This is a genomic window from Anaerobutyricum hallii (assembly GCF_900209925.1).
In the GTDB taxonomy this organism is placed as follows: Bacteria; Bacillota; Clostridia; order Lachnospirales; family Lachnospiraceae; genus Anaerobutyricum; species Anaerobutyricum soehngenii.
The window spans coordinates 1,940,184-1,950,000 of record NZ_LT907978.1; the positions used below are offsets into that span (position 1 = coordinate 1,940,184).

A 9,817-nucleotide genomic window follows, 5' to 3' on the forward strand; every position below is an offset into this window, starting at 1 on the left:
ACCATATCCATACACCGGGCATCTATGCGTGAAAATAAGTTTGGGGCAAAATACCTTTTGTCCCTCATATCATAACATCAGATTATAAAAATAATCACATTAATAAGTCCTAATATAAGACCAATAACTGCACCAAGATTTACAATAGCACCAAGTTCTTTATTCATAATCGAAAGAACCAGTTCTTCGACCTCTTCTACCTGCATTGCATTAATTCTTTCTTCAACTACTAAAGAAAGTTTCAAAGATGAGAGCAATGCTGGCAGCTTATCTTCAATAACTTTTTTATAAAGTCCCCATAAAAATTCCGGATCATAAATTCCCTTCTCTTCAAGAAAGGCTGTCACCTCCGGCATTGGCTTTTCCTGCAGTTCTTTCGATTCTTTCACAACTGCTTTTCCAACATATTCTCTGGCATTCTCCTGTATATATGTATCAATTCCATCTTGTACCTGTCCGGCAATCTTTTCAAGAAAAGAACCGCCAAGCATCATTCCAAACATAGATTCCGAAAGCTTATTCTGTGCTTCCTGCATCACTTTATCTACAATAAGCTTTCCCGGTTCCATTGCAATAATCTTTTCTGAAAGAAAGTCTGACAGACTTTCTTCTGTCGAAACGATAAAATTATTAAGTCTGTCCTCTTCAACTATATTTGATATAGAAGAATAAAGCGTATCTTCAGATGCTTTCTGACTGTCTATCCAGCTTTGCATATGTCTTTTAAATTCTTCTTCTGATTCTTTTGAAAGAAGCTTCTCTCCCAAATATTCCGGGGTTAAAAGCTGTGTCTCCACAACATTTCCAACTGCTCTTGCCAGTCGTCCCTGTCCCCTTGGGATAACTCCTGGTGTAAAGGGAAGTCTCTTCCCAAATACACGAATCTCTTTTCTTGGACGGAATAACATCTTTACCGCAATCCAGTTTGTTACATACCCAATGACAGCCCCAATCAAAGGGGTTGCTATATATTTCCACATACTCTTTACTCCTTTTCTTACAATATATCATATCTTATCACAAATGCAAGAATCAACTCATGATTCCCTTCTTCTTCGTTCTTCCCAAAAGTCCTTTAAAACTTTCCCGTAATTTTGTCTGTTCACTCCATAATAACTGTCCCATTCTTCTGGAAAAAGCTTTTGATTTTCTCTTTCTAAAAAACGTTCATCCATCAAAAGAATCGTACCTGTATCTTGTGCTGTCCGAATCACCCTTCCAGCGGCCTGCAATACTTTGTTCATTCCCGGATACCGATACGCATAATCATATCCCTTTTTTTGCTGTCTGTCAAAATATTCCCTGATTACTTCCCGTTCATTGCAAATCTGAGGCAGCCCAGTTCCCACAATCACTACTCCAATTAAACTTTCTCCCGTAAGATCAATCCCTTCTGAAAAAATACTTCCAAGAACACAAAAACCAATCTGTGGTTTTCCTTCTTTCCTGCGAAACTTTTCCAGAAAATCTTCTCTGCTTTTTTCTTCCATAAAAGGTTCCTGCACAACAAGTTCAGATACTAACGCAAGATTACTATCTCTTGCTATCTCATATACTGCTGAAAGCATTTCATAGGATGGGAAAAAGATCATATAATTTCCTGTCTGCTTTTCTAGAGAAAGCTCCAGATAACCTACCATCTTCCTGTATTCCCATTCTCCTCTTCTTGTATAGCGGCTCGTCACATCTTCTGTAATTGCTAAAAGACGCTTTTCCTTTTGAAAGGGAGAAGCAATTTGATACGCTTCAAAACGATTGCCTCCGAGAAGCTGTCTGTAATATTGTACCGGCAAAAGAGTTGCAGAAAAGAAAATACTAGAACGACTGTTTTCAATATATTCCTCTATCTGCTCTGAAGGATCCACACAAAAAAGCCGTAAAAAAAAGTCTCTTCCTCTTTTTTCACTATAAATTTCATAACCGCTGTCCATGTTATCTAAAATCATATAAAAATGACTGATTTTAAAATAAAACTCTACAATCTCTTCTCTTTCCTGAAAATTATCGTGTTCTGTCAGATACTCTTCTAACGGACCTATCAGATGAAAAATTGGGAAGTACATCGCATCCGCATTTTTATGCAAGTGAAATCGTTTCTCTTCATGAAATTCTTTTTCCAGCTTTCGAAGTGCAATAATACAATTATTCAATTTTTTAAATAAAAAACGATTCCTATCTTTAAAATACTTTTTCGGCACCTTAAAATCACTTTTTGCAATATCTGCGCTGTACATATCTCTGGCTCTGTCAAGAAGATTATGTGCCTCATCAATAAGATAAATATTTTGCCGCAAACTTCCTTCTATCAGACTTTTTCGATTGACATGTGGATCAAATACATAATTATAATCACAAATGATACAGTCCGACCATACTGCTGCTTCAAAAGACAGCTCATACGGACACACGTTATACCTTTCCGCATATAAAAGAAGATTTTCTCTGCTGATGTCACAAGCAGAATCCAGTAAAGCATAAAGTGCTTCATTAATTCTGTCAAAATGTCCTTTGGCTCTCTCACAGCTTTCCGGATTACACTGCACTTCTTTTTGAATACAAATTTTTTCTTTGGCTGTAATCGTTACTGCTGATACAGATAATCCCTGTTTTTTTAAAAGCTTTATCGTATCTTCCGCCACCGTTCTTGTAATTGTCTTTGCTGTAAGATAAAAAATATTTTCTGCCTTTTCTTCTCCTAATTCTTTCAAGGCTGGATAAATTGTGGAGATTGTCTTTCCTACACCTGTTGGTGCCTGTAAAAAAATATGCTTTTTGCTTTCCATCGCTTGATAGGCAATCGCTGTCATCTTCTTTTGACCCGGTCTAAAATCAAAAGGAAACTTTAATTGTTTTATGCTTTCATTTCGCTGTTTTCTTGCCGCCACATAATACGATGCCCACATTCGGTAAGAATCTAATAGATCTGCAAACCATAAGGAAAGCTCTTCCATGCTATATACGGAAAAAATTCTTTTTATTTCTTCTGTTTCCAAATGACAATATGTGATCTGTATACCAATTTTTTCTAAATCGTGTTTATGTCCGTACATATAAGCATAACACTTTGCCTGTGCAAGATGCAAAAAATCTGCTTCTTCTATTTCTTCTATATTTCTGTAAACACACTTAATTTCATCTACATAAATAACATTTTCCTCTTCTAAGTTCATACGGTCAATTCCATCTGCCCGTCCCTCTAATACAAGAATATACCCTTCTTCCTGCCACTCCATTTTTAATGGAACCTCACTCTGATAAGTTGCATTCTGGGTCCGTTGGATTTTACGATGCAGCCTTCCCCCTTCAAGCATTGCTTCTGGATTCGCACTCAGTGCGGAACCTGTTGTGATACTTCCGGTTCGTAATAAAAATTCTACCAGATGGCGCACTGATGTTTTTACAATCCCCTTCTGATAGGACAACATAATACAGTCCTCCTTTTTTTTCGATACCTTCTAATACTTTTTTGCATTGTTTCTTATCTTGAAAAATTTCTTTTATTATTTTCCTTAATATTTTTACGTTTTGTCTTTATTTTTCTTTCAAATGAAATATTATCGTAATTATTTTATTTTTTAATTGTTCTTTCCTTATTCTTCTCTATAATTTCACTCTGAAATTCTGTGTATCTGACCTTTAGAGAGATTTAATAATATATCTATATAAAAGAAAATGCCCACAATGAGGGGCAAAACTCATTGTGGACATTCTCTGTATAATACTAACCTTTAACTTAGGGGATTACTTTAATTATAATACAACACTTTTCTAAAAATTTCATGCCTTCGCAGTGGAATATTTTGTTCAATTTCAAAGAAATTATTGATATTCGTATTCATATAACAACATTCTTTCATTTGAAACAAAAAATAGTCCTTTATTCACTCCATTTTCAAATTTTTCTGATTCGTTTCCCTAAAAAAGATTATCTGTTTATGATAACTGTCCAAGAATTGCAGGAATTAACTGCTTCTTTCTGGATACTACACCTGGAAGTTCTGCAGAACTGCTTTCTACAGTTGTCTCAAATGCATTCTCTATTACTTCTTTGCACATATCACCTACCATTAATAATTCTGTGGACTCATTAATGATATCTGTCATCATAAAGAAGACCATATCTAAACCATAAGATGTTCTTACTTCCTCCATATAAGGAAGGAGCTTATCTTTACAAGCAGATAATTCTTGTTTATTCATTGAACTAATCTGTCCTACACCAAAGTTAATGTTAGAATCATTAAACTTTTTAAAATCCTGATAAAAAATTTCTTTTGCAGACTTCTCTCTCAAGTTACTTCCTGCATCAAACATATCTCTTGCATACTTTTCAATCTCAATATGTGCGATAGCTGCAAGCTTTTCTGCAATGATACGGTCAATTGCTGTACAGGTTGGAGAACGGAACATTAATGTATCAGAAAGAATTGCAGAACATAAAAGACCCGCAATCTTTTCCGGAATCTCGATACCATTTTCCATGTACATCTGTGTAATAATTGTTGCAGTACATCCTACCGGCTGATTTCTGAAATAGACCGGAGAGTTTGTCTCAATATTTCCAAGACGATGATGATCAATAATTTCTAAAATTTCTGCTTCTTCAAAACCATCTACTGCCTGCGCTTTTTCATTATGGTCAACAAGGATGAGCTTCTTTCGATCTAAATCTAATAAGTTTCGTCTAGAAATCATTCCTATATAATTACCCTGATTATCTGTAATAGGGAAATCGCGGAATCTTCTCTTTGCCATAGTTTCCTGAATATCATCTACATAATCTGTTGTATGGAATGTAATCAAATTCTCCGTTGTCATGAAATAACGAACTGGCATACTGTGGTTGATCAGTCTAGCTACAGTGTAAGTATCATATGGACTTACAATGATTCGACAGCCATGTTCCTTGGCCATCTTACGAATTGTCTTTGAAACCGTTGCTCCCATACATACAACAATACACTGTGCATCCATCTCAATCGCACAAAGCTGGGATTCATAACGGTTACCTAAAATAACCATATCCTGCGGTTCAATATATCCTTCCATCATGTCCGGATTAGCTGCGGCAATCAAAACATGACCCTCCTCGAATTCACCATCAAGATCACCAACAATCATCTCTCCGTCAATAGTCTCAACAATATTCTTATAGCTTGTTCCGGCTTTAGATAAAATCATATTGTCATATACATCCATATCAGAATAGGCGATATCACTGACAGTGATGATTCCTGCAAGTTTATCCTCTTCAAGGATAGGAAGGGAAACAATACGTGCTCCCCTCATGATATCCCACGCTTTTTTAAGAGATAAACCAGCATCCACACCTTCTGTTTTACGAATCTCAATATCTATAACCTGTGGACGGATATCATTCACAAATAAAGGGGCTTCCTGTTCAAAATAACGCAGGACATACTGTGTCTCTTCATTAATATGACCGGCTCTTGTAGGGATATACTTACATTCTTCTTCCTGCTTCTGACTTAATTCATTCTTCAGATATGCATAAGAAATTGCAGAACAGATACTATCTGTATCTGGATTCTTATGACCAATTACATAAATATTATTCTTCTTACTCAAAATTCCTGTATCCTTTCTATTATCTTTTATTTATGGTAATCCATTTATAATAAAGAGCTTACTCTCTTCCACCATCTATAATTGTAAACAAATTCTTTCTTTTTTTCAATTGTTTCTGATGAGATAATCGTTTGTATTCCTCTCTGGAATATCCCTTGTATTCAAAAACCGGGACACTTTCAAACAACTGACCCACTGCCTGTCTTGTCTCTTCTTCCAATTCTTTATTCTTAAAAGGCAGTCCACTTAATCTTTCCTGTAGTTTATCATAACTACATCCGTTCTTAATCATAATCAACAAAGTTCTTAGCAGAACCGTTGCACGATAATAATTTAGTCCCATCTTATCAATGAATAAATTACCAAGTTCACTAACTCCTGACCATCTATTATCGATCCCGGCTGCATCGCTGACATAAATTAAATCCTCAATTTTAACTGGCTTATATGGTAATTCCTCATGCTCTCTGATATATGTAAGCAATAAATCAGCATTCTCTACACTCAAATACTGAAAGTATTCATTCTTTCCTGTAAAATCTTTAAGAATCGCCCCAAATGCCCACATAGAACTACGACATTTAATGAATAAAATAAACTCTTCATAAGAAACTACTTTTTTAGAAACTTTTAAAAATAAAGAATATAATGTTCTTGTCTCTACGAAACCATAATAATACATATATCCAGTAATAATCTTTTCCCATTCTTCGTAAACAGACAATGCTTTTTGACTTTTTCTGCTTTTTAACAGGAAATAAAAACGGTCTTTCATCTCATCTACAACGAGAATCTGATTTGGTTCATCTGAAATAGAATTGCCCATCCGATATGCTAAAAATCCAAATATCTTTAAATATTCAACATAATTCCATCTTTCTTCTGACATCTCAACGACAGGATTCTCCCAGACTTCCATCAGAAAATCAAGCATCATTTTGGGCAACATAAGGAGAACCCACTTGGGTTCAGAACAAAATTCTTCTTTAAAAGCAGCAATATATGCTTCTTTGGGCAGTCCCTCTTCATATTCTATTCCAATCCGTCCAAGAATTGACGTCACTGTTGATACAGGAGTACTTTTCATAACGGTTTCTGCTTCCAGACTACTGATATTTACCTTCGCCTCGTCTGCTATATATCTGTCCTGCATATTCTCTCCAATCCTCTTTGCTGCCTGTTATGTTTTGATCTATATTTTATAGCATTGACATGAAAACAGCACCCTGCAAACACAGGATGCCGCACACAAGGCATACTATGCCTTATAGTAATTCGTAATTAATTATTACGTCCACAACACTTCTTATACTTCTTACCACTTCCACATGGACATGGATCATTACGTCCAATCTTAGGTGGCTTAACAACTGTTGTAGAACTTCTCTGTTCCTTATATAACTCCTTACGTCTCTCAGAAGTTAAAAGGTCACTCCACTGCTCTAAACCATATAACCAGTCTGCCTTAGCAGCAACCATATTGTAATAGAGTTTCTCTTTATCGTAGTCTAAAGATACTACTGTATTCGCATCCATATCCTCGATAGGATTTGGATTCTTTAAACTATCATTAATTCCATCTAAGAAACCTACAAAATATGTAAGATCCATATTATATTTCTGTGCCAGTTCTGCAACTGTTCCACTTACTGGTTCTTCTGGTGTAGCAAGAATCTGCTCATATACAGCCTTTTCCTGATTAAAATATCCAATCCAGAATTCCTGTCCTTCTCTGGTTCTATCATCATGACTATAGGCAAATTCTCTCCAATCTGTTAATAAAGACATCTTTCTTTTCCTTTCTTTTTAAACGATTCCCATAAAATCACTGTGTATGTCCTTTATGGTATCATATATTACAACAGTATACCAAAATCCCCAAAGAAATTCAATATATATTTTTATTTGCAGGGTTAAAAGAAACAATAAACAAAAAAATAAAAAGAAAAAAGAATCTAATTCCTTTTGCTCTATTGTTGTTGCAGTAAAATACTTATTCGTATTTAAACATACTCCCAAACTTGCAAGCCGGATAGATTCTTTTTTGTAATTTAAATCCTGTAAATCAGCAAAAAGAATTAAAATAAAAATACTTTTCCTGAATTATTATCGTTGATTACATAGTAAGCGGATGCATCTTCTGGTTTTAAGTAAATTTTTAAAGACTTGATATCGCTTTCTTTATGGCCTTCTTCAACATACTGCTTTTTAATTCTTGCTGTAATCGCAGCTAAATCTGATTCGTTACCCTGATACTGTACATATATTTCTGGTTCTGCTACTGCTGCTTTCACCTCTGCTACTTTTTCTTTTACAGTCTTCTCAACTTTTTTTGTAACTTCTTTTGCTTTATCTACAACTTTAGCGCCAGTATCTTTTACTGTCTCTTTTGCTGCAACTGCTACTTCTTTAATGTCAGCATCTACAACTTTTTCTTTCTTTTCTTCTACTTCTTTTACCACTGCTTCTTTTACTTCCTCTACAACTGCTTCTGCTGCTGTAGTTTTTGCTGCTGTAGTTTTTGCTGCTGTTTTAGCTGCAGGTGCTTTTGTTGCTGCTTTCTTCTTTGCTGCTCTTGCTGTTGTTCTTGCCATAGTTAATTCCTCCTAATTTGAATAAGGTTTTCTTAATACATACGTTGCTATTATACATCGGAAATATTATTTTGAAAAGCCGTTTTATAAACTTTTTACTAAGTTTTTCTAATATACTGATGTATCATATTGTAAAATAAAACCATTATTTAGTTAAAATGATGTTTCTTTTTATATAGTAAATTTTTAATTATATAAAAAAAACAGCGCTACCAGGATTCGAACCTGGAAATGCTGGAATCAGAATCCAGTGCCTTACCATTTGGCGATAGCGCTATACTATAAATATTATTCAATTATAAAAGCACGAGACGGGATTCGAACCCGCGACCCTCGCCTTGGCAAGGCGATACTCCACCACTGAGCCACTCGTGCACATGATATGTACCTTCAAAACTACACACAAACTATCTTTTCTAATTGCAAATCTTATTGACTAAAGCCTTGACTAAAGCCGGTCATCTCGATTCCGCTTACGCTTCATCTCGATGGATTTGCTCCGCAAATCTCCATGCTGTCATAAACTGTATTCATAAAGCAAGCTTCATTCAGCCAGTTTACTGACATCATTACGGCTTTCTACGCTTGGTCAAGCTTTCGACCGATTAGTAACAGTCAACTCCACACATCGCTGTGCTTCCATCTCTGCCCTATCTACCTCATCGTCTCTAAGGGGTCTCTCACTCTTTCGAGTCTGGATATCTCATCTTGAGGGGGGCTTCACGCTTAGATGCCTTCAGCGTTTATCCCTTCCCGTCTTGGCTACCCGGCCGTGCCATTGGCATGACAACCGGTCCACCAGCGGACGGTCCATCCCGGTCCTCTCGTACTAAGGACAGCTCCTCTCAGATATCCTGCGCCCGCGCCGGATAGGGACCGAACTGTCTCACGACGTTCTGAACCCAGCTCGCGTACCGCTTTAATGGGCGAACAGCCCAACCCTTGGAACCTGCTCCAGCTCCAGGATGCGATGAGCCGACATCGAGGTGCCAAACCACTCCGTCGATGTGAACTCTTGGGAGTGATAAGCCTGTTATCCCCAGGGTAGCTTTTATCCGTTGAGCGATGGCAATCCCACGTTATGCCACCGGATCACTAAGTCCTACTTTCGTACCTGCTCCACCCGTCGGTGTCGCAGTCAAGCCTCCTTCTGCCTTTGCACTCTCTGGATGGTTTCCAACCATCCTGAGGAGACCTTTGAGCGCCTCCGATACCCTTTCGGAGGCGACCGCCCCAGTCAAACTCCCCGCCTGACATTGTCCCCCGCCCGGGTCACGGGCGCAGGTTAGAAACCCAGTACTGCAGGGGTGGTATCCCAACACCGGCTCCCTTACGGCTGGCGCCATAAGTTCTTAGCCTCCCACCTATCCTGTACATGCAATACCGAACCCCAGTATCAGGCTGGAGTAAAGCTCCATGGGGTCTTTCCGTCCTGGCGCGGGTAACCAGCATCTTCACTGGTATTTCAATTTCACCGGGTGTGTTGTTGAGACAGTGCCCAAATCATTACGCCTTTCGTGCGGGTCGGAACTTACCCGACAAGGAATTTCGCTACCTTAGGACCGTTATAGTTACGGCCGCCGTTTACTGGGGCTTAAGTTCAAACCTTCGCTTGCGCTAAGCTCTCCCCTTAA

Annotated in this window: 6 protein-coding genes, 2 tRNA genes and 1 rRNA gene (1 of these 9 running past the window's edge); all 9 read right to left on the reverse strand. The window is 37.4% G+C overall.

Annotation, left to right across the window (positions count from 1 at the left end; all coding sequences use genetic code 11):
* Positions 1-77 precede the first annotated feature (77 nt).
* Positions 78-980 carry a DUF445 domain-containing protein gene (locus EHLA_RS08870; protein WP_096240379.1) on the reverse strand — a complete coding sequence of 301 codons (903 nt, stop codon included), beginning with the start codon at positions 978-980 and terminating at the stop codon, positions 78-80.
* Between the two features lie 57 nt (positions 981-1,037).
* Complete coding sequence (locus EHLA_RS08875) at positions 1,038-3,425, reverse strand: ATP-dependent DNA helicase (protein ID WP_096240380.1); 2,388 nt, start codon at positions 3,423-3,425, stop codon at positions 1,038-1,040.
* A 508-nt stretch (positions 3,426-3,933) separates the two neighbouring features.
* Entirely contained in the window at positions 3,934-5,589 is a 1,656-nt protein-coding gene (locus tag EHLA_RS08880) for a putative manganese-dependent inorganic diphosphatase (RefSeq protein ID WP_096240381.1), read from the reverse strand.
* A 58-nt stretch (positions 5,590-5,647) separates the two neighbouring features.
* Positions 5,648-6,742 (reverse strand): hypothetical protein, encoded by a 1,095-nt coding sequence (locus tag EHLA_RS08885; protein ID WP_096240383.1) that lies wholly within the window; start codon positions 6,740-6,742, stop codon positions 5,648-5,650.
* 128 nt (positions 6,743-6,870) lie between these two features.
* Entirely contained in the window at positions 6,871-7,377 is a 507-nt protein-coding gene (locus EHLA_RS08890; protein ID WP_096240385.1) for an SEC-C metal-binding domain-containing protein, read from the reverse strand.
* A gap of 290 nt (positions 7,378-7,667) precedes the next feature.
* A complete protein-coding gene (locus EHLA_RS08895) occupies positions 7,668-8,183 on the reverse strand; it encodes a DUF6465 family protein (RefSeq protein ID WP_096240386.1) in 516 nt (171 codons plus the stop codon).
* Between the two features lie 204 nt (positions 8,184-8,387).
* Positions 8,388-8,459: transfer RNA gene (locus EHLA_RS08900), tRNA-Gln, on the reverse strand.
* 27 nt (positions 8,460-8,486) lie between these two features.
* A tRNA-Gly gene (locus tag EHLA_RS08905) sits at positions 8,487-8,558 on the reverse strand.
* A 210-nt stretch (positions 8,559-8,768) separates the two neighbouring features.
* Positions 8,769-9,817 (reverse strand): 23S ribosomal RNA (locus tag EHLA_RS08910); it runs 1,844 nt beyond the window's last position.